Source organism: Thermoanaerobacterium calidifontis (assembly GCF_055381745.1).
In genome coordinates, this window is the sequence record NZ_AP042436.1 from 1,518,713 (window position 1) to 1,543,494 (window position 24,782).

Below are 24,782 nucleotides of genomic sequence, written 5' to 3' on the forward strand. Positions count from 1 at the left end.
GGCTGCGTCAATCAGCCCGCCTCTCATGGTTCGTTTCCCACCCATGAGAGCAACTGCACTGTTACCATGCAGTCAAGAAGCTATTCCGCTTATTGCTTCCGCTATGTTTCTCGCTGCATTAGCATCTACGTGTCTTATGCTTCCACAAGAAGGGCATTTGAACATTCTGCCTTTCGGTCTTGATGTGAATTTATAACCGCATACACTGCATATCATACTCGTATTGTCTTTATTCACATACTCCACTTCTATTCCTGCAAGTGTTGCTTTGTATTCTATGAACTCCTGCAACTGATAGAAAGACCAGCTTTGGAGACTTCTGCCACTGTCCTGTTTCTGTTTCTTTCTTTGTTTCATCTCCCATCTCGCACCTGTCAGATCTTCCATTCTAATTTTTGTCACTCCTTGTTTCTTTGCAAAGTCTATCACTGCACTGCTGATCTTATGGTTAATGTCAGTTGCAATCCGATGCTCTTTGTCTCCTAACTCCTTCAGTTTCTTATACGCTCTTGCTTTCATGAGCCTACTCCGTAAGCTCTTAAGGTGTCTGCGCATATATGCAAGTCTGCCTCCAGAGAAAAACAATGTCTGTCCTTCAGTTTCTGCAACAAGTATGTCTATCAGTCCTAAGTCTATACCCATTATCTTTTCTTTTTTCTTTGGTTCTTCCTCAATGGATACTTCAAAGCTTAAGTGTATATACCATCTGCCACGTCTTTTCACCAGCATTGCAGTGCCTTGCTTCACTTCACCATTAATTAGTTTCTCAAGATACTCATTTTGTCTTTCGCTTGTTTCAATTGGAACGCCGATTCTTTTCTCCAATGTAGGAAATGATACTTTCCAATTGCCATCCTCCTTCTCTACCTTAAAATTACAATTGTTGAAGTTACACCATAATCTTTTGAAATGTTTCGGATCTTTCTTCGCATTAATATCTCTTATTGCCTGTGTTAATACCGCAGATGGCAGCGGTTCAGAGTACGCTTTTGCCTGTTTTGATGTTTTAGGTCTGTCCTTTTTCTCCAGTGAGATATACTTATTAGCAAAAGCTGTCACTCTATCAGTCATTAACTGATACATCTTTTCTTTTTCATGCGTAGGTTTGTACAATTTCAGTTTTATCGTTATTATCTGTGTCATCATTCTCACCTCCTTTTTGCACATAAAAAAAGAGAGACCGTATTTCACGATCTCTCTTTTGCCAATTCATCTCCTACCTCTGTAGGTAGGAGTCTTTTCGGATAATCTTAATCAATGAAATAAGCTACAAACCTACGCCAAAAACCTGCATATTCCATAAATCATTTCTCCTTTCGTTTTTATATACAAAAAACAGGCACCTTTTAAGTGCCTGTATTCTCCTTTTCCGCTATCTTTAGTTCCATATCATTTAAACCACAAAATTCTTCTGCAAACATAGGAAATGCTGCACCTTTGTATGTGCACATACCTATTTGATGAAAACTATCTACAATCTCATCACCTTGTCTAACCAGCTTCCAATATTTGCAGTTTTTACATTTAAGTTTTGTCCTTGTCAATACACATTTCATATCAGCATTAACGATAAGAAACGGTATACTGTCTTTATATTTTTGACAGAAACCTTTACCAAAATCTACGTTATCAAAATACTCGCAGTCTTTACAGTACATCTATATCACCAACTTTTAAAAAATTTAACAGGCACCTTTTAAGTGCCTAATTAGAAACCAATGACAAAGGATCAATCCAATTTCCTTCTGTCCAGTCACCTATACTTACACCATAATGCACATGCGGTCCAGTTGAATTTCCTGTATTTCCAGAAAGACCGATTATGTCACCTTGCTTTACAATATCACCAACCTTCACATTGACTTGACTTAAATGACCATATAAATAATCATGCACAGCATCACGTATAACTACTACATTACCATATCCGCTTACCCAGCCTGCGACCACTATTTTTCCGTTTGCAGTTGCCTGTACTGGAGTTCCTATAGGCACTGCTATATCTACGCCAGGATGAAAGTCACCAGGCTGTCCTGTAATCGGATTAATTCTGTATCCGAACGGAGATGTTATCTGTCCTTGGACTGGAAGCATTCCTCCGTTTGCCATGCTTTCTTTAAAGCCTTCTGCATAAGACCATATTATTGAAGCATATTCTGATTTTGCTCTATCTAATGCATCACTGCCTGCAAAACCTCCATAACCTGCAAGACCTTTCAATGTTTCATCCTGCCAGTCACCATTCCAGTCTATATTGCCTAAATACTGTTTTAATAAATAAATTCCTACATCGAGCTGCGCAGCAGGATTAAACATATCTGCATTCACATCATAACCAAGCATAGGCGCATAATATTTCCAGTTATCAGGCATAACCTGCATTAAGCCTAATGCACCGCTGGAAGTGTTTACTGCCATAAAATTAAAACTGCTCTCCTTCTCTATTACCGCAGCAACAAACCATACAGGTATTCCATATTTATCCGCATACTGTTTTATCAAGTTATATAGTTCAGGAGGAATTGTAGCCGAAGATACAAAGTTTGAATAATCTAAACCAGTATTTGCAAGCCATTGTTCTCTTTCTGTCTCATTGTCATATCCTTGAGCCGACTCTATAATTGACTGTCTCGCTAACTTTATATTGCTTTCATCTTTAAAAATATGAAAGTTGCTTTTAATATAGTCGTCCAGTCTTTCATAAGGTTTTCCATTCAGCTTTATACCTGTAAGTTTCCATGTTGTTTCTGTTATCTTTAATTTTTGATTCACCTGTTCATTATACTGATAAGTCGTATTAATTGTTTTTTCGTAGGTATATATAAAATCACCTTGTAATGTATTTGCTTCAGACAGCAAATAAAGTGGATTGTGTACAGTTTGAGTTTCAATGTTCCATGTTTTGTTCTTATCGTCATATACAGGCACTTGATATTCTATTGTTGTTCCATAGTCTATGTACCTGAAAGTTGGATGGAGTGCTTCTGCTATTGATATAAGCAATTTACTGTCTAATTGTTTGCCTTCAGCACCATTTAGATACATTCCGACTGAAAGTACCTGACCTACAGTTAATGCAAGCTGTTTATCCCTGCCATAAGCGTCCATAAACTTATCCGTTTTTATCCAATTAGGATTTTCAGGATCTTCAGCATAATATAAATCTTCTACATTTGCTTTATCAACAATAGTTTTTGTCATGTCGTAATATTGTTTATCAACTCCGCTGTTATGAAGTCCTGCCACAGTCCTTTCTGCTGTAAACTGTGTAAAAGCTATTCCAGTCAGCATAAATATTATTATAAAAACACTGCCTAAAACTATAACAGGCACCAAATAAGGCATCAACAGTTTCAATAAATGTTTCTTTGCCTTGTTTTTAATATAGTTTTTTGCTTTTTCTTTAATCACATAACCTCACCACCTAAAAAAAATAAGGACTGTTAAGTCCTTATTTCCACCTCATTCCGTCTAAAGATGTATTCACGCCATAATCATTAAGTTTTTGCTGTACTCTTGCAGGTGATGAAAAAGCGTTTGAAAAATTGACACTTGCCGTTTTTAAAATTGCTTCTCTTGTAGATTTTGCACCCGTCATCTTAATTAAAGCTTCTTTTGTACCGCCTTCAAGATTTTGCTCTTTGGCATATTTACGTGCATTTGCAATTGTTGATATAGTTCCTGCTGTAAAAGTTGTAAATTGGCTTCCTCTGTTTACTAAATTCTGAACTTGACGCATACCTTCAGTTCCGCCTGGCAAACCTGCAACTCTTGTAAATGAACCTATACGCTGTGCATAATGTCCTGTTTTACTGCCTGTATTTAAAGAATCTAACATATAGCCTGCCGCTACTGGATCTATTTGTTTGCTTTCACCTATTACACCTCCTGACGGACCTGAAGTACCTGTAACATTTATACTTCCGTTTGTATCTGCATTACTGCTGGTACTGCTCATATTGACTGTACCAGTTGCACTATTAGCTGCACTTGCTGTACCTGCTTCCATTCCTGATACAATACCTGCACCACTGTTACTGCCTGTACTATTACTATTCATCGCTGCCATAGCACTGGCAACACCTTGATGTGCTGCTGAAGGCTTAAATTGGCTCATAATAGTATTTGCTGCCGAAGGTAAAGCACCTAAACCAAGAAAAGTCATGCCTGCACCAGCTACACCATATTCATCAACACCTGAAAGTCTCGTCATAAGTCCTTGAAGCGAATTTCTTAAAGCTTCCGCCAAAGGCATCAATGTTAAAGCCCATATAAGGCATTCAAACCACTTTCCTGTAGAAACTATTGACAAAAATACAAGAAAAACAAAAGCATAAAAAGATTGCATAAAAATATTTGTTACAATCTCGCCAAACCACACACTGGCAGCATTAATATTTTTATTTATCGCCCACAGTACAGACATTATAGGTGTAAAGATAATAAATGTAATAAGTATAAATTTACGTATTATAAACATAATACTTATCCTTATATTTATATAGACAAACAATGCAATTATCATTGCTGTTGCTAATGCACTGCCTGTTTTTACATCCTGCAATACTCCATTCATTCCTAAAACGCTGTCGGGACTCTTTGTAGGTAAAACATTTTGAGCAAAGAAATATACAATTGAATTGTTAATATACAAAAGCACATGTATAAATAACAGTGACAATCCTGTAAATATACCAAAAGTAAAGAGTCTCATTATACTTTCTTTTGCTTCTGCTTTTGCTTTAGGATTTATTGAGACATACATAGTCTTAAATATTGCCGTAAACAAAGGTATAATTGCAAGTCCATATGACAATGTAGTCATAATTGGAAACCACTGATTTATAACATTCCATTGATCGCTTCCTAAAGGCAGCAAATCATTAGGTTTTTCAAAGTCGTTGTAAAGTAAACTGTTAAGTGATTTTATGCCAGTCCACTTTTGTAGTGCTGTCATAACTGATGTTGCAAAATCTGCTATAACGCCAGCTATAATCTTTTCAAATACACTTCCGTTTTCAGAATTTATTTTGTCAAGCAATGTCTGTGTTGTGTCTGTTTCAGGTGTAGGATCATTAGGATTAAGAGTCGTGCTGTCTGTTTTAGTTGCGCTAATAAGTGACTGTGCCTGATCTTTGCTTATTTCAACCATGTAATTGTCTAAATTTAATATTGTAGGCAAGCTGCTGCTGGAATCATATTCTGACGTATTTATTGTTACTGAATACTTCTTTACTGCATTTAATATTCTGTTGTATTCATCACTTGTAATGCTGTCATAATTTCCATCTTTAGACGCTATTGAAATATTAACTTTTTCTCCGCTTTCAAGCTGGCTTATCATGCTGTCAAATTCAGATGATGCAAATGCCGTAAAAGGAATTAAATAAACAATTAAAATCATTAATACAAGAAGTACTGATATTACCTTTTTCAAAAAATCACCTCCATAAAAAAAGACACTTGCTATTTAGCAAATGTCTTGTCAGGATAATCAAATCCTATTCCAGTTTTCCTAAGTTTAGTTTCTCCACTAGGCAACAATTTTTCTTGTATTGATAGAGCATACATTGACAAAGGCTCTACTTTGTTGTTTTTTATAGTTAAACCCATAGAGTTTGCAAGCTGCTCTATGTATTCTTTAGTTACTCCAGGACGTTCAGGAGGTATTCTTCCTTGAAGTAAAAGCCTTTCTTCATTGACACCTATTGCATTGTTCATTGACATACCTGTAGAAAGTTCATAACTCCATTCATCTTCTTTTACAATAGATAAAAAGAAGGTTGAAATAAGCGTAAGTATCAAGGCTAATACAACAATAAATCTTACAGTAAATTCATTGTTTACAGACGGTGATATTACACCCCACTGTATAAGCAAGTCTGTGCCTTTACCTAGTACAACTATCACTGGCAGAAACACAAAGCCTAAACTTCTAAATAGAGCTTTAAAAAAGAACGGAAAAATAAATTCTATAGCAACAGCGGATATTATTGCAATCAATATCTGTTTCCAGAAAGTTTCAACAAAGAATATCAATGCTATAACGCCCATACATATCAACCTCCATAGGTTGTACTTTACTTAATAGTACACCTATTTATATATTTTGTCAATATTCAGATGTACTATGTTGTGATGTATGGCCATTCATAAGATGTAGGTTCCACAGCTACAGCAGTCACATTGCCGTTTAAGGAAAGTATACATTCGCCTGGATTGAAGGTTTCAAGTAAATTTTTTGTTCCTTCTGACAGGCTGAAGAATTCAGTTACTTGATCCACTGCTGATGGATGCTGACGCATAAGCATAACAGTTGCACAGGACTTTATAACTGCACGTCCTTCTTCATTTGAAAGGAATTCGTCTATAAATTGGCTTGCAACAATTAACGAAGCATGATGTTTTCTGCCACGCCTTGCCAAATCGTTCAAAAAAAGTGCAGCTTCAGGATACTTGACAAACATCCATGTTTCATCGTTAGCGACTATTTTGTCAACGTCTCTTTGCCTCTGTACAAAATTCTGCCATATCCACGAAAGTAACACATACGTAGCATAAAATTTTGTAAATTCGTCTTTAATATCAAAAAAATTAAATCCTATTATATGAGATTTTAAATCAATAGATGTTTCACAGTCAAACAAGCCCATTGAACCGCCTTTTAAGAAAGGTATAAGTATTTCTGAAAGTTCCTGTGCGTTTTTCTTCTTGCTTAATTTTGCCTGAAATTCTGATAATGTCGGCATTCTCTTTTTGACTTTTCCTAATATAAACTTATCTCCGTCCTGTATTCCACCTTCCTGATACAAGCTTTCAGGCTCACCGTCTCTTATATCACGTTCATTGTAAAGTTCCAATACTGCCTGTTCTATAGCAACAATTTCAAGTGCATTTAATGGTCTGCCATTGAAGTTTCTTGATATTGCACCTAATATTCCTCTTATTTCTGCAACTTTTGTCATAAGGTCAACTGTTTCTCTTCCGTATTCGTCTAAATCAATTTCCAGATCAAACAGATTAATTCCTGTCGGTGTTCCTGATTTTATTGTTATATATTCACCTTCAAGCATATCATTTATGAGTTTCTTGTATTCGCCTTCAGGATCAACAACAACCACTTTTTTACCCTGTATTACGTACTGCGCTAACATATGTTTAAGTGCCACCGACTTGCCAGAACCAGGTATGCCGAAAATTGCAATATGCTGATTGTTAAGCCTGTCAGGAACTGCAAAGTTATTCATAAAAACAGGTGAACGTGTAAAAAGATTTTTTCCGAGAGGAATGCCATCATTATGTGTCATGTCAGGATTTGAAATAGGAAACATAGCTGCAACACCACCTGTAGTAACATTCCTCTTGAAATCAGTAACATATATATTCCCTGTAGGAAGTACACTTTTAAAGCCTTCTATCTGCCTGAAAGTCAAGCTTCTTAAATACGTTGCTTTACGTGCCAATAAACTTTCCAGCAAATAAGTCTTATTTTCAAGATCTTCTTCATTTTTTGCACGAAGTCTCAAAAATATTGTTATATAAAACATTTTGTCACGGTTAGTCTGAACAGCAGTAAGCTCTGACAAAAGATCATCACGCATTGTTGTAAGTTCAGGCATATTTGTGATATCTCCGTTTTTTTCTCTTGAGTATATTTCTGTAAGTACGGAATCAAGTTTCTTCTTAAGATTTTTTGCAACCTTATCATCAGGCACAGGCTCAATATACGTCGTAAGAGAAACACCTTCTATTGAAAACAGATCGTCAAGCCAGCCTACATATATTTCACGTGGATATACAGATACCACAAATGTCCTAACATAATTTTCAGGTCCTAAATATAAATAATCTTTAGTTTCCAATAATCCGTCTGGAATAAAAAGATCGTGCAAATCAGCAACATTGTCGCTTAATTCTATTTCATCATTTTTAATTTTCTCTTGTTTCTTCTTCCACACCTGAAACACCTCCTACGTACAGTTCAAATCCGCCATTATTCACTATCTCTGATGGTTTGACTGTTTTGTTATTCATAAACAAATTCAGCAAATCTAAAATTGCACTTGAAGAAAGTCTTTCCGATTTAATTTTTATGCTCTTCATTTCATTAATCATTATTTGACACAGCCTATTAAGTTCACTGTATGCTTTTTCAAGTTCTCCTTCATACGTTATTACTAAATAATTGCTCCGCACGTTTATATTTTTGTTCTGCATCAGTTCGTTTAAATAGTTTATTGTTTCTCTTGCAAATGCTTTTACTTTTAAAGGATAATCATTATTATTCATGGCAGTTATAATATCGTTTATTGTATTGTCTGCTTCTACTCTTTCAGTCGCAACTACAAACTGTATAGGTGACGCAAGCGGAAGTGCAGTCCTTATAAGTATATTTTCTATTGTTGTCTGTTCATCATCTGACAATAGCCTTATATCTACTGATCCTATCTTTAAAATAGCAGCATATCTGTTTCCTTTCATGTATATAACACCGTCACGTACATCTGTAATTTCCCATATGTCTTTTAGATTAGCTGTTTTAGATTTAGACATTTCAAATTCTTGTGTTTTTTGTTTTGGTTTTCTCGCTCTTCTTAAAGATGAACGGCTGTCAGAAAGTCTCATATAAAATACACCGCCGACAACAACAAAAACCGACAGCACACCAAAAAGTATTGTGATTGCTACAAACACTATCTTAACTCCTTTCATTCAGAAATTTCTTATTGCGGAATTTGTGTGTAAAATATATCATTACAAATTTATCAAAGTACACACCGTCTACTTTCAAAAACGCACATAATGAACATACTGTAAGTACCAATAAAACTATTAATGCTCTTAATATCCATGAAAATATAGGCACAGTAATACAAAGAAAGAAAGTTGCAATAAATATACCCATATATACAAGCTGTCTTTGCGACATATTCCAAAACAATTTTTCTTCATGTTCAAATTCAAACGGTATAGAAAAACTTCTCAACTTTGTCACCTCCAACAAAAAAGGAGGCTGCACACACAGCCCCTAGAATTATTGAATACTACTTGCTGCATCGTCTGCCTTTGTAGAGCTTATACCCGAAAGCGATATAATAACACCAAAAATCATTGAAATTAAACCCAATGCTATAGATGCACCTACAAGCCATCCTATTCCTTCAAGTGCTTCAGACCTTTTTTGAGCTTTTCCATGACTTGCAATTATTTTTATTGTTGATAATAGTAAACCAACAAAAACAAGAGCTGCGCCTATTGGCATTGCGAATTGTCCAACAGTTTTAACAATGTTTCTTGATACATCAACACTCGTTTCACCAGCAGCATATACAGGTTGCAAAACCATTAAAGGTGCAGTATATGCTGTTGACTTAAAGCCATTCACAAGTCCCTTAATAAATCTATTCAAGGCATTTCACCTCCTTTTATAGCATAGAAACATTTAAAGGCTGACTTACAGAGCGCAGTAAAGCAAAAATCAGAGGTATTGAAAAATACAATATTACGCCTAACACAACTGACATTATGCCAGCTATTCCCATCCTCCTCACTGTAGATGAATGAAACAAACTGCCAGCGATGAAAAGGACTATGGAAACTATCATAGCCAATGACGCAAATGGAAGTATTATATTTCCAAACGTCTGAGCCAGAAGTGTAATAACCTGTGCTACTTTACTGCCAAATTCCTGAGGAGTAACTGTTGCTGTTGTCATGCCACCACCTTCTTTTTAAGTTTTTTCAGGAAGGTTGTTCTTTCGCATTAGCAGTCCTGATTTAATGCCTAAAAACTCACCTCCTTGCAGGCATAAAAAAAACAGGCACTTAAGCCTGCATAAAAAATTGTCTAAAATTTTATAATGACATCTGCAACCTAGTTTTAAGTCCTATCAAAGTACTTGTTTTTATCGTATCACTTGCCTGTGTATAAACATTATATGGTATCTTTGCAGGATGTCCATTAGGAAGACCTCTAAATATTATATCTATCTGTTTTAGATCTAAACTGTCCAAAAATGAATAGACATTTGTCAGATTTCTTTCACGTTCTGAATATTTTGTTGCCATGTACAATACAAGTGCTTTTAACAAGTTCTGTTCTGCTCTATCCCAGAATGGATCACTTTTTACTTTTGATTTTTTAAATATTTCTTTAGAAAATTTTTGTACGTTTATATTATTTTGCATATACTTTTACACCTCCTTTAAAATTTTTAGTCATAAAAAAGCAGGCACTTAAGCCTGTCAAACACAACTCATTATATTTCTCCATAGTCTTGCAGGATATGTTCCACCTACTATATTGCCCATACTTTTCCCGTCATCATACCCCATCCAAACTGCACAAGCATATTTGTCTGTGAAACCGCAGAACCAAGCATCTTTTGAATATGATGTTGTACCTGTCTTGCCATACACATTCATACCAGGTATCTTGGCATTTGTACCAGTACCACTTTCTACAACATTTAACAACATATCTTTTAACTGACTTGCTGTTCGCTCTGATATAGCCTGCGTAGGTTTATTATCAGGTTTGTAAATTATGTTTCCTTGAGAATCAGTTACTTCTATTATTGCTGTAGGCTTCATATACACGCCATTTTTTAATATTGTCGTGTAAGCATTGCACATCACAAGTGGTGTTTCACCATAAGTCAATCCGCCTAATGAAACAGCTGGCAAATAATAATCCGTATTTGTGAACGTCAATCCAAATTTTTCACCCTGCTTTATACAATTCTTTATACCAATCTCATTCGCAATTTTTACCGCTGGAACATTTCTTGAATATGTCAATGCTTCTTTGTATGTTATCCATCCCCAATAATCGCCTTCATAATTATGTGGAGTATAATTTCCAAATGTAACTGGACTATCATTAACTACGTTATATTCATTCTTACCTGATTCCAACGCTGCTGCATATACTGTAAGAGGCTTTATTGCTGATCCAGGCTGTCTCTTGACTTGATATGCTCTGTTCAGACATCTGTTCTGTTTTGGAAAATCTCGACCACCTACTATTGCAAGTATTTTATTATTAGAGTCTTCTATTACACATGCAGCTTGTATGTTTGAATTAGGGAAATTATATGGTTGCAAAAATTGGTTTTCTGCTACCTGTTGAATTGCAGGATTCATCGCTGTATATACTCTTAATCCGCCAGCAAAAACTTTATTTTCGCCAAATTCTTTAATTAATTCATCGACAACAAAATCAATATAGTATTTATGTGGATAGTCTACCAAATCAAGTCTTGAAAGATTTAATTTTTCATTGACTGCTTCCTGATATTGTTGTCCGCTTATATAGCCTTGCTCAAACATTTTTTGGAGAACTATATTTCTACGTTCTATACACTTATTCATATTCTTATAAGGATCATATACAGTTGGATTATTTATTATCCCTGCAAGTGCTGCACTTTCTGATAAAGTTAATTGTTGCACATGTTTACCAAAATAGACATTAGCAGCTGCTTCAACGCCGTATGCACCTTCACCGAAGTATACTGTGTCTAGATAAGCATTTAATATCTGCTCTTTAGAATATTGATTGAGCTTTAATGTATATAAGGCTTCTATTATTTTCCTTTTGATTGTTCTTTCCTGTGATAGATACAAATTCTTAACTAATTGTTGCTGAATTCCCGAACCGCCCTCTACAATTTTCCTCTGCTTTAAGTTAGTTAGAAAAGCACTTGCTATTCTTTTAAAATCAAAACCATATTTATTTTGCCAAAACCGTTCATCCTCAATGGATATTACAGCATTTTTTATATTTTTATTGTTTATTTGCTCGACAATAATTCTATTTTGTGCACCATGCAATTCTGCTACAAGGTTATTATGTGAATCATAAATCATGTAGTCTGTGGCAATTTATTTACATCTAATTCAGGTACATTTAATTGTGAATAAGCCCAGTATGCACCTACTAATACTGAAATTAATACACATAAAATAAAAGTTGTTATAAATTTTAATATTTTTATCATGATGCCACCTTCTTCAAATAAAAAAACAGGCATTAAGCCTGTTCTACAAGTTTTTGATACCGCTCTATGTTTCTTTTTATAAGCGAAACATCATTGCCTCTGTCTAAATTGTACTTGTACATATCTTCATACATTTTTAACATAACTGCTGGATCATTAACATATCCAAAACATTTCCGTCCATCTCTCCACTGAAAAATAGGCGATACAAAAACTGTACATTGTCCTTTTTCTGCTTTAAAGCATCCTTCACATTTTTCATGCAACATTGATAAAAACCTCCTTAAAAAAATTTTTTTAGGCACAAAAAAACAAGCATTAAAGCCTGCTTAAATATTTTTAGCAATAAAAAATAAAGACATAAACAATACGCCCAGAAAACTTCCAACAAACAAGCCCATCACAAAACCTAACAGCAAAATCCATCACTCCTTTTTTATCCACAAGACAAGGTATGCGCATACCTTGTAATAACTTCCAATTTCCTATCTTCTAAATGCTATGTCCTCACACAGCGGATACAAACCCGCATATTTTTAATACATGTCCTTATATCATGTACTTTATAGTTCATGCCAATACTCTTTTAACTTTTGGCATGATTTATCACGTCTTATTTTTTTTAAAGCCTTTATTTCTATCTGTCTTATACGCTCTCTTGTAAGCCCAAACAAATCTCCTATCTGCTCTAAAGTCATAGGATCAGTTCCTATTCCAAAGCGCATTTCTAATACAAGACGTTCTCTTTCAGGCAACACATCAAGCACTTTATCAATTTCCTGTTTAAGCTGCTCATTTATCGTTTCATCTTCTATGTTAACTTCTTCATCCACAAGGAAGTCAATAAGTTCCGCATCACATTTTTCATCATCCACATACTGATTTAAGCTAACAACACTTTCAGCAAGTTTTAAATATTTTCTTACAGTGTTTTCATCAAGTTTCATTTCATCAGCAATTTCTTTTACAGTAGGCTTTTCGCCATTTTTCTGTTCAAGATCATATAACGTTGAAAGCACTTTATTTATCTTTTCTTGAATGTGGATTGGAAGCCTTACGCTTTTAGATGTGTTTTTCATATAACGCTGTATTCTTTGTCTTATATACCACACTGAATATGTAGAAAACTTATAACCTCTTGTATAATCAAATTTATCTATAGCAATAAGCAAACCTATCAAGCCTTCCTGAACAAGATCATCAAACTCAAATCCAGGCTTTGATAATTTACTTGCTACTTTCTGCACAAGTCTTATATTATGTTCTACCAATATGTCTTTTGCAGTATTATCACCATTACGCAGTTTTCTGAAAAGCTCAATTTCTTCTTTACGTGTCAGTACTTTGCTCATACTTTTTATTCCCTCCTGCAATGAATTTTACACACACAAAAAAGACAGACTTTAAGCCTGTCAAAACAAAATAAATGAATTTACACAAAAAGGATTGTTTTCTAAACTGATACCAGAAAACTCTTTGACATTTCGTCCTTTAATCAAAACATCAAAATCAGAACATTGTTTATACAAATCAACAGTAAAAACTTCCTTATCAACTAACATTATTTTATATCTATCTTGAATCAAATCCTTTTTAGGTACATCAAAAGTAAAAATAGCATACGGATGTACTCTTGAACTCGATCTCAAATCAAAAAATTGTTTTTCTCTGTACCACAACAGTACAAATGGTCCTGCCAGTTTTGTATTCAGCACATTATATAACACAGGAGGATTTTTTATTTTTATTTTTTCGCTGCCAACATAAAAATAATTTCTTTTGCATATCACTGCTGGAATATTCTGAATCTGCTCTTTTGTTTCTTCCATTAATTTATCAATTTTATCTTCTTTTGTCAGTACCAACACGCCATACCGTGCCACATCAAATGTTAATCTTATTTTTTGATTGTTAAGTATGATTGCAAATTCTTGTTGCATCAACTTTTCTTGCTCTTTTTCATTTAATTCATAGCTTTTCATATCTTTTCATCTCCCACTTTAAATTCATGAAAGAGCGGAACCTTTTTGGAGAAAAAATGGCTATCAAATAAGCAAAAATTCCTTATACAAAAAATTAAATTAATATAAGAGCTTTATTATCGTTTCTGTCAAAAACTGTATTAAATTTAACTTTAAGTCCATCAAATTCATAAGTAACGTTCCAATCCATTTCTAAAACAGCATCAACATTTTCAATATCAGATATAATTACAGGAAACTTTAAGACTTGCCATTTTTTGTATTCATCAGCAGTCGAAACAACAAATAAAGGTCTCGTTTCATCTGAATATAACTTCACAAACAAATCATTGTCATCAAACGAAACTATTTCAGCATCATTATTTTGTTTATGTATTTCATTCTTCATGTTTTCTACGTCATTAGTTAGCACCAAAATACCTTGTTTTGCAATATCTGCTTTTAATATTATTTTTGCGTTTTTTAATTCTATTGATATTTTCCCCATATCTATTCTCCTTTCACGCACTTTTAACAAACTCAACAAAATCATTGACGTTCATGTTAAGCTTTTTACCAAGCATCTTACAAACTTTTTCAGTTATTGATTGCTTGTTATATTCCTCAAAATCAGCATGTTTAACAATATACAGTCCATTAGACTTCCAAAAAGCGAAAATTATAAAAGCCTTTCCGCCAGCTTTCTCAAAGTCTGACAGAAAAGCTTTCTCTTTGCTCGAGAAGTGTGTTTCAGAAAACTGTATCCTGTCTGATACTGTTTCTTTGCACTCTATTGCAACAGGTATGCCTTTTACAACGCCTAAAAAATCAACAGGCGCACCTTTTTTAGGAAACGTCCTATTGCCATACGTTACCCATAAGACATTTTGTTTTAGCAAAACACCTTGTCCAAGTATCCTTAACTGTGTTCCTATATTTTCGATTAATTCTTCTAACGCACCACCTTTTTGCATATCATTGCCCTCCAATCTTATCAACGTATAATACATAGTCTTTATACTTAACCACTTTAGCAGTTTCGCCTTCTTTCAGGTCACTCAACGCTTCAACAAAAAACGGCATATCATCAACAACAATAGCCACACGTTCCGATCTATGTATATCGCAAGGTATTTCTATATCCTTGTTAACGAATTTCTTCGCTTTTAAATTAAAGACAAATTCAAACACAAAATCCAAAACAAAATAAAATACAAAGAAGCCTAATGAAAGTATCTGCAACTGTACAACAACAGGCTTATTAATAGCAAAACAAGCTAATACAACACCAAAAATCAAAGGTTTAATATATTCCTCATACATGCCATATGTTTTCTTATTGAAGAACAATAACGCAAAAATCAAAATTAAATAATTAATCAATAAGCATTACTCCTTCCTTAAGTCATCATTACCTTTTATTAAGACAAAAAAAGACTGCTTTTTGCAGTCTCATTATCAGTCTCACTATTAGACAATTTCAGGCTTTTCATCAAGCACTTTAAAACTTATATAATTACCGTTTATATAAGGTCTCACAATAAGTTTTACATTGTCGCCTGTATTATAAGTCTCATTAACAAACACATTAAACTCATCGTTAACAGTTAACATACGCCATTTCATAGTTTCTTTAATGTCCGTAACAGTTCCGTCAATTAAAAATGCAGGTTCAGGGTTTTTGTATCCAAAAGGCTCAAAATTATCAAAGTTCTGTATTTCTTCTAAAGCAGGCTTTTTTAGAAGTACACCATCAAGCAGGTTAATTTCCTGCTCTATTGGATTTGCTTCAATGTACCTATTTAAGGTTTCCTGAAGCCTTTTAGCATCTCTTATATTGAAAGAAACTCCGCAGGCAGCCTTATGTCCGCCGTACACTACATCAAGATGTTTTGACGCATATTCAAATGCCTGCAATAAATCAAATTCTCCATATGTTCTTACCGACGCTGTTACCTGTTCGTATTGCAATGTACCTATCAATACAGGTTTTTGAAACATCTCTGCAACACGTCCAGCAATAAGCCCTATTATGCCTTTAGGACAATTCTTAAATATGTACATCAAAAATTTGTTATTATTGTCCTTAATATGCTCAATATATTCTTTAACAAGCTTTAATCGTTCCTGATTAAGGCTTTCAACAGTTTCAACACCAGTACCATTTAAAAGCAAATTTAAGCCTAATACAGGACTTTTTAACCGTCCACAGGCATTAATACGAGGTGCTATTATCCAGCCTAAATCAAATCCATTGACTTCTTCAGGCTTTCTATCTGCAATCCTTAAAATTTCTTTAATGCCTTTAACAGGACTTTTTCTTATGTACTCAAGTCCTTTACGTGCAATATACCAGTTGTTTGAATCCAGCGGTACTACATCCGCAACAGTAGCAAGTCCTGCCAATTCAATCATATCAACCGTAACAGGTACATCTTTTACCTTTAATAACTCTCGTGCAATCAAAAATGCTACACCAGCACCTGCATAGTCTTTATATGCATCATGATATAGTTTTGGATCAAATATTTTATATGCTTTTGGCAGTACATTTTTAGGTTCGTGATGATCTGTTACTATCAATTTAACACCAAGCTTTTCTGCTTCCTCTGCTGCATCAAACGCTGTTATACCGTTATCTACTGTTATAATGGTATCAAAGCCTTTCTGTTTAAGTTCATGAATATGTTCTGGCTTTAATCCGTAGCCTTCTGAACGCTCTGGAAGGCGTATTATATTTTTTATACCAAGCCTGTCTAAAGCCTTTTTCAGTATTAAAGACGAACATATACCATCTACGTCATAGTCACCGAATATTGCGACCTTATCAAAGCTTAATATTGCCTGTACTAAATCATTAATAGGCATGTTATTAGGCTGTACTGGATACGTCCTATTAAGTTCTACTTTTGTATTGGAATTATACTGCCAAAGCATATATTTATCATCTCCTATTAATGCAGAAAATTAATTTTTGCAAAACCGCACAAAATATCTGATTTAGATACTGTTGTACGATATTTAGGAAGTTGGATCAAATAGAAATGTTCGTATTCTTTTAAAAGTTCTCCTTTAACCTTACGTCCTTTTTCAAATTCCATTTCTACCTGCATTTTATCATCTCCTTTTTCACAGATATTCACTTCTTTTTGTTATTTCTAATATCATTTATTAAGCAAATCAATCCTATCAATATCACAATAATTGCTATAAGAGGAGGAAAAGATTCTAAACATATTATTGAAAACACGACAAAAAAGAAGGCAATTAAAAAATATATAACTATATCATCATCGTTTTGGTTCATAAAGAATTCCTCCTTATCGGAATTGATAATTTTTAGGAACAAAGATTTGGACATCATAATATCCTTTTCCCAGATATTCACGATCTTTAGGCAAATATTTATATTTTATATAAGCCTGATTACCTTTTGTTATATTGATTTTAGCATATGTTGAAATTATTTGAAGTTGACCTTGATTTTGGAAAGCTATTGTAATATACCTTTGATTATCTTGTTCTGGTGCTTTTTCGACGATGTGTATATAATTAATATCTTTATTTATTTGCCATTGCAAAGAATTTAAAGTCTTTGTAATATCAGAATTACGTTCATGATTAATATCAACAGCTAACCAACAAATCATTGCAATCCAAAAACTCAAAAACAAAAATATCAAAGAATATAATACAAACTTTTCAGTTTTAATAAGAATAGGCATCACTTTAATTCCTCCTTTACTCACATTAACGTATACCTACATATGTCGCTATAATTCCAACACCAGTAAAAAGAACCAAACCTAAAAGGACTATTATCAAAAATTCTAATTTTCACTAATTATTAATCTTCGTATCCTGAATGTCCTGAATAGATGAACCAAGGAATGAAAATTGTATTGTCTTGTTTTTGTGTTGTTATTGAACCATAATCTTTAATCTTATCAGGATCAGGCAAATGAACAACATATGTATCTTTGTGAATATCGACATAAGGGTGATTATCTTTGACAATAAACGTTGAGTCAATTTTGCTTTTTATTATTTTACTTTTACCGTCGCCTGTTGATATTTGATAAATATAATAAGCTTTACCATCAACAATCTGCCTTCCTACATAATAATTGTCTACACTTACCAATGAATAGCTACCAGTAATACTTTTTGTTTCTTCTGACTTTGCTGTATTTGATAAAAAAGATGATATACCTAAAAAAATTATAAGAAAGACAGAAACAAGAAATAAAAGTTCAGGAACAAGAAATCCTCTTTCGTTATTAAAAATATTCTTTTTAAGCATGATAAAGTTCACCCTTTTCACTCAATTTCTTATCTGGAGATCAAATACTTTTTTAATTGTATTTCTAGGAACGAAAAGCTTATAATAGGTCACAGATGACTGTATAGGCGATATTCCGATAATTTCTTCTATCCAAGGTTTAGTATAGACTGGTTTTTCAACAATAGTTTCAATCACAGGCTTTTTATTAGACTCTACTATATACGCATCATTACTATTAACATGTTCTAATTTAAGTCCTTCCTTTTCCTGAACGTAATAATAATACACTATGTCCTGATCAACACTGCCTGTACCTATTACAAATTTACCATTAATACTGTTAACATCTTCCACCGAATATATAGGTTTAACGCTCACAACTTTCGTTTCATACTTATAAGGCAAAACAAATGATAAAAACATAGAAATTACTATTGCTGCAAATGATATTAAAAGTGCAATTGCACATATAATTTCTACAACAACTTTATATTTCTCACCATGAAATAAAGAATGCAAAACTAAACATACAAGATAAATTGCTAATGCTACTGCAAAAATAATCATATTAGAATTCCTCCTAACCTTCTATCAACCTTTCTTTCAAGCCTGTATAACGCTTTGATGAGTCTATTGTACGTACTGCAATGTTTACTGCCTTTTTATCACCAAAAATCTTAACTGTCTTTTTTGCACGTGTAACACCTGTATAAATCAAATTACGTTTAAGCATAATATAATGACTGGTCGTTACTGGCATTATAACAGTGTCATATTCACTGCCTTGTGCTTTATGGACGGTAATTGCATAGGCTAACATTATGTCTTTTAATTCTTCCTCAATAAGCTCTATATTACGTCCATCAAAGTCAACTTCAATACACCTGACACCGTCATCATTTACATAAGCACGCCTTATATAGCCTGTATCTCCGTTAAAAATTCCCTTTTCGTGATTGTTTGAGGTTTGCATGACTTTGTCATCAACTCTGAACAATTTTTCTCCGTACTTTATTTCTTCCTTTCCAGGACGTGATGGATTTATTGCTTCCTGCACTAATCTGTTTAATTCTAATGTACCTATATCAGTCTTTTTCATAGGCGTTAAAATCTGCACATCATCAAGTGTTTTACCGTTTTTAAGTTCCTTAATAAACTCTTTTACGATTTGTTGAGGACTTACTAAGTCGTAAAATACAAAGTCTTTATTATTAAATTCAGGCATTTTGCCTTCGTTGATAAGTTTTGAATTTGTTATTATTGAGGACATTTCTTTCTGCCTGAATATGACATCAAGTTTTGTTACAGGCACTTTTCCAGACTCTATTATGTCTTTTAAGATGTTTCCTGCACCTACTGACGGAAGCTGGTCTACGTCTCCGACAAGAATCAATTTTGTATTGTCTCTTAAAGCTTTCAAAAGATGATACATAAGATCGTTGTCTATCATGGAAGTTTCATCAATTATCACCACATTTTCATCAAGAGGATTTTGCTCATTGCGGTCAAACCTGACGTGTTTCATTTTTTCATCAAATTTACACTCTAATAGCCTATGGATTGTTTTTGCTTCTTCTCCAGTGGTTTCTTCAAGCCTTTTTGCAGCTTTGCCTGTAGGAGAAGCAAGTGCAACGTCATACTTGTTTGTTTTTAAGATATATAAGAGTGCATTTATTATTGTTGTTTTGCCCGTTCCAGGACCGCCTGTTATAACTGATATATTGCTGCTTAAAGACTTCTTTATAGCCTCTATTTGCTTGTTCGCATACTTAATGTTGTTCTTAAATTCAATCTCTTGAATTAATTTATCAATGTTTTTTACTTCTTTTATACCTGCATTTAACATTTTTAAAATTTTTTCAGCTATGAATGTTTCTTCAGCATAATTAAACGCAATATATACATTGCCGTTGTCATCATACACGTCTTTAATACGATCTAAATATTGCGCCTGTTTAAAAACTTTCATATAGCTTATTCCAAGCAGTTTAGACGCTGTATTGCAAAGCGTCGTTATAGGCAGATATAAATGCCCTTGTATACTTGCCTGATACAAGCAATATTTTAAACCTGACTGGATTCTGTAAACATCATCAGATTTAATTCCAACTTTTTTGGCAATCTCATCAGCCTTTATAAAGCCTATGCCTGAAACATCTTCAGCTACTTTATATGGATTTTCTTTTATCATGTTTAATGTGTTTTCTTTATACTTGTCGTAAGCTTTTTTAATAGTATTTAGCGACAAGCCTAATGGAAGAAGTGATAATTTGACTTTATTAAATTCTTTGTTATCAACTATTTCTTTGTATATCCGCTCTATAGTGCTTTCTGGTATACCTATTTCCTTAAGCCTTGCAGGTTCTTTTTCGATTATTTCAATTGAATCTCTGCCAAACGTATCGGCTATTTTCTTTGCTCTTTTAGGTCCTATTCCTTTGATATTCTGCAAAAATATCTCTATGTCCGAACTTGTAACATTTTCAGGTATATCCGTCTGTATTACTTTAAATTGTCTGCCATATTTTTTATGTACTACCCAATCGCCATGCAAGTTCATTTTCTGTCCTTTACGGCAGCGTTGATTGAGTGTTGCGATAAACCTGTTATTTGACGTTTTTACAGACGCTACTGTGAAGTTATCTGCTTCATAAATTATTCTGTCAATAACTGCGTTGGCAATCTCCATTATATCACCTTCTTAAAAAATTATGGCTTCTCAATCTCATTTATCAATCCAAGCAATATTTTATTGCCAATAATAGGAACAAAATATAAAAACAGAAAAATTAAAAGCATAACAGCATTAACTATCTTAAAATCATACAGTGAACTAAAATAAGAAAGAAATTCTACTACAACAATAAAAGGTACAGAAAATTCTCCAATTACATCTGAAATATCCAATAGAAGATAAACATAATAAAATCCAAAAACTACATTTGTAGACGCACACATATATATCCAAAATAAATCAAATCTTTGTTGTATCAAAGATATAACTACAGAAATCACAAAACTTGCTATAAAAATTTCAATTAAGCCTAACATTTTTTTCTTAAACAAACCTCTAGAAGCATTAGCAATATCAAGATATGTAATAATCTTGCCTAAAACAGGATCATCATCACGTTGTTCTAAATAATAAGAGTTATTATTCCAAGCTTTTTGTATTTTAAGACACTCTGGCAATTCTCCACCAAGCTTTTCTAACGCCAATTCAGTTTCAATCTCATCGTCAGTGTGATTTAAAATTTTCAACTTTCCTTCTTTTGTTAAACTTATTTGATGTTCCTCACCGTTACAAGGAACTATCAAAGTATAAATTGACTTATCATTCTTCATATTACACACCTCTACGCCCATGAAAGTCCACGGTTGTTGATCAATAGGTCATATAAACTCTTAATTAATAGATCAAAATCGCCATCAGGCACACCACAATGCGTATGCATATCATCTAAATATATTGTTATTGTATTTCCGCCTAAATCTTCCTCAAAAGATACTGTATGTCCTGCATTAACCAAGCCTAATATCTTTTTTAAAATCTCTCTTTCTTCCATGTTAGTCACACCTCTTTTTAATTTCCTCCAAAATCCACCTTCCAAGCTCTGCATCTTTCTTTTGCACGTCCTCAAATGCCTTAACAATTTTTTCTGCTTTTTCTTTAAGCTTATCTTCTTCCGTCAAAGGCTGTTTTTGGGCTTCTTTTATAGCCTTATTAAGCTCTCGTGTACTTAACTCATGACTTGCTGCATACTCAATCCATTTCTGCGGATTATCTGTATTAGCAGCAATTCTATGATGAAACCATGACAATGTCGGTATTCTTAGGCTCTCGTCTGGAAAAGCTCTGTATACTTTAGCAAGCTCTCTTATCTGTGCTGGACTGTCACCTGTCTGGCTTGAAATCCAAGTCGCCTTAACATTGTTTTTTAAAAGTACGTCTGCTATACGTCCTTTTTCCCAGCGACAGTCCATTTCTTGTTCTTCTAGACTTATATATGCTTGTATAAGTTCCTCCAAAGAAGGTTCATTTGTATTTTCATGTTCAGGAAATTTATTTGGTATTGGAAGTTTTATTATCCTGCATATTTCTTCAGGCGTTTTTTGCTCTCTTATTGAAACTATATTAACAAGCTCGTATTTGTCTATATTACCTGCATGAACTTTTGAGTGACATTCAGGACAAAGGCTAATCAAATTTTCCTTTATGTCATCACCGCCGGCACCACGTGTCTTAATGTGGTGCACATGTGTTTTGCAAGGCTTTCCGCAATACTCGCAATAATCTTTTCTAGTTTCTTGAATGGCAGAATTATCAATTATACGTTCTGACTTTTGTAAAGAAATCACATCTCCCATCAAAATCACCTTCACACAATATAGTAAATCTATTTATATATTTTGTCAATATATAGATTTACTATTAACTAATTTTTTCTAACTGTTCGTAATTGAAGTCTACTTTTGTTTCTCTGTCAAACATTGTTAAGTAAACACTTACACCATTTTTATTAAGCTCTTTAACAGTTCCTATGCAGCCTGCAAAAGGTCCATCTTTCACAAGCACATTATCATTCACGTTGAAACCATAATTATCAATGTCATATATAAAAATACGCCTTAATTCCTCGTTTGAAAGAGGAACAGGCTGCCTGTCTGGTCCTACATAGCCCACAACGCCTTTAATATTCCTTATTACGTACCATGTGTCACGTGTCATAACCATCTTTACAAGTACATAACTAGGTAATATCTTTTTTTCAATCTCTTTTATTTTTCCATTTTGTCTGACTGTCTCTTTTTGCGTAGGAACTTCAGCACGCAATATTAAATTTTTATAAGTGCCATTTTGAATTATCATATCTATTTTTTGCTTTACTTTATTTTCATGGTTTGTCAGTGTCTGTACTGCATACCATTTTGGCTTCTCTTTCGTTTCTGTTATCATATTTTTCAATCCTTTCTCTTTCTTTTAAATTGAATGTTTTTTGCTTTTTAAGCACAAAAAAAGACTGTTTTTTTACAGTCTCTTTCCATTAATTTGTTTTTTTTAATTTCCTTCGTTCTCATTATATTCTCCTACAGTACCGCCAAAATACCAATGATTTTCTTCTATCCACTCGATAAACTTATCAAGAAAATCATCGCCACTCATAGGATTGTCTCTCGTATCTACTACGCCATCTATGACTATTTCCACAACTTCTCACCTCTTTTTTAAAACTTAATATTCAGTCTGATATGGATAGTCCAACAGATCAACAGCGAAATCTAAGGCATTTTTGATATCTTCTTCAGACAACGTATATTCACTGCATATCTCCTCAATTGACATATTATCTTTCATACATGACAATATTAATGAAACAGGCATTCTCCTGCCACTTATAGTTGGCATACCTGCAAGTATATCACTGTCTACAACTATTCCTTTATGCCTTTTTGCTACTGACTTAAGGTAACTTTTAATGAAATATTCTTTTCCCATGTTTTTCATCCCTTTCTTTTTGTTTAAAAAAAATAAAGTTTATAAAAAAGTCTTCGATATATTCTATATAAGGAGGTTTCAAGCAATATGGAAACAATTTTAGAGAAATTTTCAAAAAATCCTTACAAATTTGCTTATTTTTTGTCAACTGTCCTAACAGTACTTTTAATTGTAAAATATTTTTATAATTCGATATTTAACACATTTATAAAAATGCTTTTACACTATTTCTCTCCAGTACCCTCTATTTTAAAATTTGTTGCAGTATTTTTATTTATATTTGGAAACATGGAATTTATTATTTTTATATTTTTAGGTTTAATTTCTATTTTCCCAAACAGGGATAATGATATTTATCTTATGGGATCCTTTGAAAAATTTAGACTTTCTTACAGCTATATGTGGATAACAATAGGTTATTTTTTTGTTTTTAAATATACTTATTCAATCAAAGATTTAATACGAATTAAAAATATATTTTGCAATTCCACAAATATAACATTACTTTTTTTTATTCTTTCCATATTTTCTTTTCTGACTTTTATTTTTGACATGTTAAGATATCTCGTTCTACCTTTAAATTATGAAGAAATATTTAAAGACTTATTTAAAAATTCTTAATTATATTTATTTCCCATAAAAAATAATAAAAACAACCAAATATTAATGCTACAATTATTGAAATTTTATAGCTCTTTGTAACTAAAAATATCAACCAACACAGAATTGAAGAATATGTTATTGCCATTCCTTTTCGTATACTATTAAACACACAAAAAGTATATTTGCCATATTTCTTACTAGAAAATTTTTTTATGTCAGGATAACTCCAAAAATTTATCAAGTAATCCTTTAAGTTTTGTATCAATAAACCTTTATTCATTTAAATCACTCCTTAGAACATTTATCTTATAGCAGGTTCTACATGAACAGGCTCTGTAGGCTCAACATGCACGCTGGGTTCTTCAATACTATGAACAGTATCATCAGTTGTAGCGTGTGGCAAAACTATAACTGGATTGACATGTACGTGTTTC

Annotated in this window: 33 protein-coding genes; 1 reads left to right on the forward strand and 32 read right to left on the reverse strand. The window is 33.3% G+C overall.

The window, feature by feature from the left end; all coding sequences use genetic code 11:
• Positions 1 to 72 precede the first annotated feature (72 nt).
• The 32 genes from ACZ42G_RS07905 to ACZ42G_RS08060 all read right to left on the reverse strand — a co-directional run bounded on the left by ACZ42G_RS07905 (position 73) and on the right by ACZ42G_RS08060 (position 23,745).
• Positions 73 to 1,143, reverse strand: coding sequence for an RNA-guided endonuclease InsQ/TnpB family protein (locus ACZ42G_RS07905; protein ID WP_464849975.1), 1,071 nt, complete (start codon positions 1,141 to 1,143; stop codon positions 73 to 75).
• Between the two features lie 203 nt (positions 1,144 to 1,346).
• Positions 1,347 to 1,658, reverse strand: a complete 312-nt coding sequence (locus tag ACZ42G_RS07910; RefSeq protein WP_464849977.1) for a hypothetical protein — start codon at positions 1,656 to 1,658, stop codon at positions 1,347 to 1,349.
• A 46-nt stretch (positions 1,659 to 1,704) separates the two neighbouring features.
• Positions 1,705 to 3,411, reverse strand: a complete 1,707-nt coding sequence (locus ACZ42G_RS07915) for a peptidoglycan DD-metalloendopeptidase family protein (RefSeq protein ID WP_464849978.1) — start codon at positions 3,409 to 3,411, stop codon at positions 1,705 to 1,707.
• A gap of 40 nt (positions 3,412 to 3,451) precedes the next feature.
• Positions 3,452 to 5,437, reverse strand: coding sequence for a hypothetical protein (locus ACZ42G_RS07920; protein ID WP_464849979.1), 1,986 nt, complete (start codon positions 5,435 to 5,437; stop codon positions 3,452 to 3,454).
• A 29-nt stretch (positions 5,438 to 5,466) separates the two neighbouring features.
• On the reverse strand, positions 5,467 to 6,054 hold the full coding sequence (locus ACZ42G_RS07925; protein WP_464849981.1) for a hypothetical protein: 588 nt from the start codon (positions 6,052 to 6,054) through the stop codon (positions 5,467 to 5,469).
• A gap of 74 nt (positions 6,055 to 6,128) precedes the next feature.
• Positions 6,129 to 7,958, reverse strand: a complete 1,830-nt coding sequence (locus ACZ42G_RS07930; RefSeq protein ID WP_464849982.1) for a VirB4 family type IV secretion system protein — start codon at positions 7,956 to 7,958, stop codon at positions 6,129 to 6,131.
• Positions 7,930 to 8,694 (reverse strand): hypothetical protein, encoded by a 765-nt coding sequence (locus ACZ42G_RS07935; protein ID WP_464849984.1) that lies wholly within the window; start codon positions 8,692 to 8,694, stop codon positions 7,930 to 7,932. Before ACZ42G_RS07935 ends, ACZ42G_RS07930 begins: the two co-directional genes overlap by 29 nt.
• A 4-nt stretch (positions 8,695 to 8,698) precedes the next feature.
• Entirely contained in the window at positions 8,699 to 8,986 is a 288-nt protein-coding gene (locus tag ACZ42G_RS07940) for a PrgI family protein (protein ID WP_464849986.1), read from the reverse strand.
• Between the two features lie 48 nt (positions 8,987 to 9,034).
• On the reverse strand, positions 9,035 to 9,409 hold the full coding sequence (locus ACZ42G_RS07945; RefSeq protein WP_464849988.1) for a hypothetical protein: 375 nt from the start codon (positions 9,407 to 9,409) through the stop codon (positions 9,035 to 9,037).
• A gap of 16 nt (positions 9,410 to 9,425) precedes the next feature.
• Entirely contained in the window at positions 9,426 to 9,716 is a 291-nt protein-coding gene (locus tag ACZ42G_RS07950) for a hypothetical protein (RefSeq protein ID WP_464849990.1), read from the reverse strand.
• Between the two features lie 139 nt (positions 9,717 to 9,855).
• Positions 9,856 to 10,188 (reverse strand): hypothetical protein, encoded by a 333-nt coding sequence (locus ACZ42G_RS07955; RefSeq protein ID WP_464849991.1) that lies wholly within the window; start codon positions 10,186 to 10,188, stop codon positions 9,856 to 9,858.
• Positions 10,189 to 10,245: 57 nt separating this feature from the next.
• Entirely contained in the window at positions 10,246 to 11,871 is a 1,626-nt protein-coding gene (locus tag ACZ42G_RS07960; protein WP_464849993.1) for a transglycosylase domain-containing protein, read from the reverse strand.
• Positions 11,868 to 12,035, reverse strand: coding sequence for a hypothetical protein (locus ACZ42G_RS07965; RefSeq protein WP_464849994.1), 168 nt, complete (start codon positions 12,033 to 12,035; stop codon positions 11,868 to 11,870). The genes ACZ42G_RS07960 and ACZ42G_RS07965 overlap by 4 nt, the downstream gene beginning before the upstream one ends.
• The gene (locus ACZ42G_RS07970) at positions 12,035 to 12,271 is read right to left on the reverse strand and encodes a hypothetical protein (RefSeq protein ID WP_464849995.1); all 237 of its coding nucleotides are present in this window, start codon (positions 12,269 to 12,271) and stop codon (positions 12,035 to 12,037) included. Before ACZ42G_RS07970 ends, ACZ42G_RS07965 begins: the two co-directional genes overlap by 1 nt.
• Before the next feature lie 294 nt (positions 12,272 to 12,565).
• Positions 12,566 to 13,354 carry a sigma-70 family RNA polymerase sigma factor gene (locus tag ACZ42G_RS07975; RefSeq protein WP_464849996.1) on the reverse strand — a complete coding sequence of 263 codons (789 nt, stop codon included), beginning with the start codon at positions 13,352 to 13,354 and terminating at the stop codon, positions 12,566 to 12,568.
• 60 nt (positions 13,355 to 13,414) lie between these two features.
• Positions 13,415 to 13,984 (reverse strand): hypothetical protein, encoded by a 570-nt coding sequence (locus ACZ42G_RS07980; RefSeq protein ID WP_464849998.1) that lies wholly within the window; start codon positions 13,982 to 13,984, stop codon positions 13,415 to 13,417.
• A gap of 94 nt (positions 13,985 to 14,078) precedes the next feature.
• Positions 14,079 to 14,471 carry a hypothetical protein gene (locus tag ACZ42G_RS07985; protein ID WP_464850000.1) on the reverse strand — a complete coding sequence of 131 codons (393 nt, stop codon included), beginning with the start codon at positions 14,469 to 14,471 and terminating at the stop codon, positions 14,079 to 14,081.
• Between the two features lie 13 nt (positions 14,472 to 14,484).
• Positions 14,485 to 14,937, reverse strand: coding sequence for a Holliday junction resolvase RecU (locus ACZ42G_RS07990; protein WP_464850001.1), 453 nt, complete (start codon positions 14,935 to 14,937; stop codon positions 14,485 to 14,487).
• A 1-nt stretch (position 14,938) separates the two neighbouring features.
• On the reverse strand, positions 14,939 to 15,346 hold the full coding sequence (locus ACZ42G_RS07995; protein ID WP_464850003.1) for a hypothetical protein: 408 nt from the start codon (positions 15,344 to 15,346) through the stop codon (positions 14,939 to 14,941).
• Positions 15,347 to 15,433: 87 nt separating this feature from the next.
• The gene (locus ACZ42G_RS08000) at positions 15,434 to 16,900 is read right to left on the reverse strand and encodes a single-stranded-DNA-specific exonuclease RecJ (protein WP_464850005.1); all 1,467 of its coding nucleotides are present in this window, start codon (positions 16,898 to 16,900) and stop codon (positions 15,434 to 15,436) included.
• 17 nt (positions 16,901 to 16,917) lie between these two features.
• Positions 16,918 to 17,076, reverse strand: a complete 159-nt coding sequence (locus ACZ42G_RS08005) for a hypothetical protein (protein WP_464850007.1) — start codon at positions 17,074 to 17,076, stop codon at positions 16,918 to 16,920.
• Between the two features lie 26 nt (positions 17,077 to 17,102).
• Positions 17,103 to 17,270, reverse strand: a complete 168-nt coding sequence (locus tag ACZ42G_RS08010; RefSeq protein WP_464850008.1) for a hypothetical protein — start codon at positions 17,268 to 17,270, stop codon at positions 17,103 to 17,105.
• A gap of 13 nt (positions 17,271 to 17,283) precedes the next feature.
• Positions 17,284 to 17,691, reverse strand: a complete 408-nt coding sequence (locus ACZ42G_RS08015; RefSeq protein WP_464850009.1) for a hypothetical protein — start codon at positions 17,689 to 17,691, stop codon at positions 17,284 to 17,286.
• Between the two features lie 119 nt (positions 17,692 to 17,810).
• Positions 17,811 to 18,287, reverse strand: a complete 477-nt coding sequence (locus tag ACZ42G_RS08020) for a hypothetical protein (RefSeq protein WP_464850010.1) — start codon at positions 18,285 to 18,287, stop codon at positions 17,811 to 17,813.
• A complete protein-coding gene (locus ACZ42G_RS08025) occupies positions 18,288 to 18,815 on the reverse strand; it encodes a hypothetical protein (RefSeq protein ID WP_464850011.1) in 528 nt (175 codons plus the stop codon).
• A gap of 13 nt (positions 18,816 to 18,828) precedes the next feature.
• Positions 18,829 to 20,937, reverse strand: coding sequence for an SF1B family DNA helicase RecD2 (gene recD2 / locus ACZ42G_RS08030; protein WP_464850013.1), 2,109 nt, complete (start codon positions 20,935 to 20,937; stop codon positions 18,829 to 18,831).
• A 20-nt stretch (positions 20,938 to 20,957) separates the two neighbouring features.
• A complete protein-coding gene (locus ACZ42G_RS08035) occupies positions 20,958 to 21,593 on the reverse strand; it encodes a hypothetical protein (RefSeq protein WP_464850014.1) in 636 nt (211 codons plus the stop codon).
• Positions 21,594 to 21,604: 11 nt separating this feature from the next.
• Positions 21,605 to 21,814 carry a hypothetical protein gene (locus tag ACZ42G_RS08040; protein WP_464850015.1) on the reverse strand — a complete coding sequence of 70 codons (210 nt, stop codon included), beginning with the start codon at positions 21,812 to 21,814 and terminating at the stop codon, positions 21,605 to 21,607.
• A gap of 1 nt (position 21,815) precedes the next feature.
• On the reverse strand, positions 21,816 to 22,631 hold the full coding sequence (locus ACZ42G_RS08045; protein WP_464850016.1) for an HNH endonuclease: 816 nt from the start codon (positions 22,629 to 22,631) through the stop codon (positions 21,816 to 21,818).
• 49 nt (positions 22,632 to 22,680) lie between these two features.
• Positions 22,681 to 23,205 carry a transcription termination/antitermination protein NusG gene (gene nusG / locus ACZ42G_RS08050; protein ID WP_464850017.1) on the reverse strand — a complete coding sequence of 175 codons (525 nt, stop codon included), beginning with the start codon at positions 23,203 to 23,205 and terminating at the stop codon, positions 22,681 to 22,683.
• Between the two features lie 102 nt (positions 23,206 to 23,307).
• Positions 23,308 to 23,457 carry a hypothetical protein gene (locus tag ACZ42G_RS08055; RefSeq protein WP_464850018.1) on the reverse strand — a complete coding sequence of 50 codons (150 nt, stop codon included), beginning with the start codon at positions 23,455 to 23,457 and terminating at the stop codon, positions 23,308 to 23,310.
• Positions 23,458 to 23,481: 24 nt separating this feature from the next.
• Positions 23,482 to 23,745 carry a DUF433 domain-containing protein gene (locus ACZ42G_RS08060; RefSeq protein WP_464850019.1) on the reverse strand — a complete coding sequence of 88 codons (264 nt, stop codon included), beginning with the start codon at positions 23,743 to 23,745 and terminating at the stop codon, positions 23,482 to 23,484.
• An 87-nt stretch (positions 23,746 to 23,832) separates the two neighbouring features.
• Between ACZ42G_RS08060 and ACZ42G_RS08065 the strand changes: the two genes are divergently transcribed.
• Positions 23,833 to 24,366 carry a hypothetical protein gene (locus ACZ42G_RS08065; RefSeq protein ID WP_464850020.1) on the forward strand — a complete coding sequence of 178 codons (534 nt, stop codon included), beginning with the start codon at positions 23,833 to 23,835 and terminating at the stop codon, positions 24,364 to 24,366.
• Positions 24,367 to 24,782 lie beyond the last annotated feature (416 nt).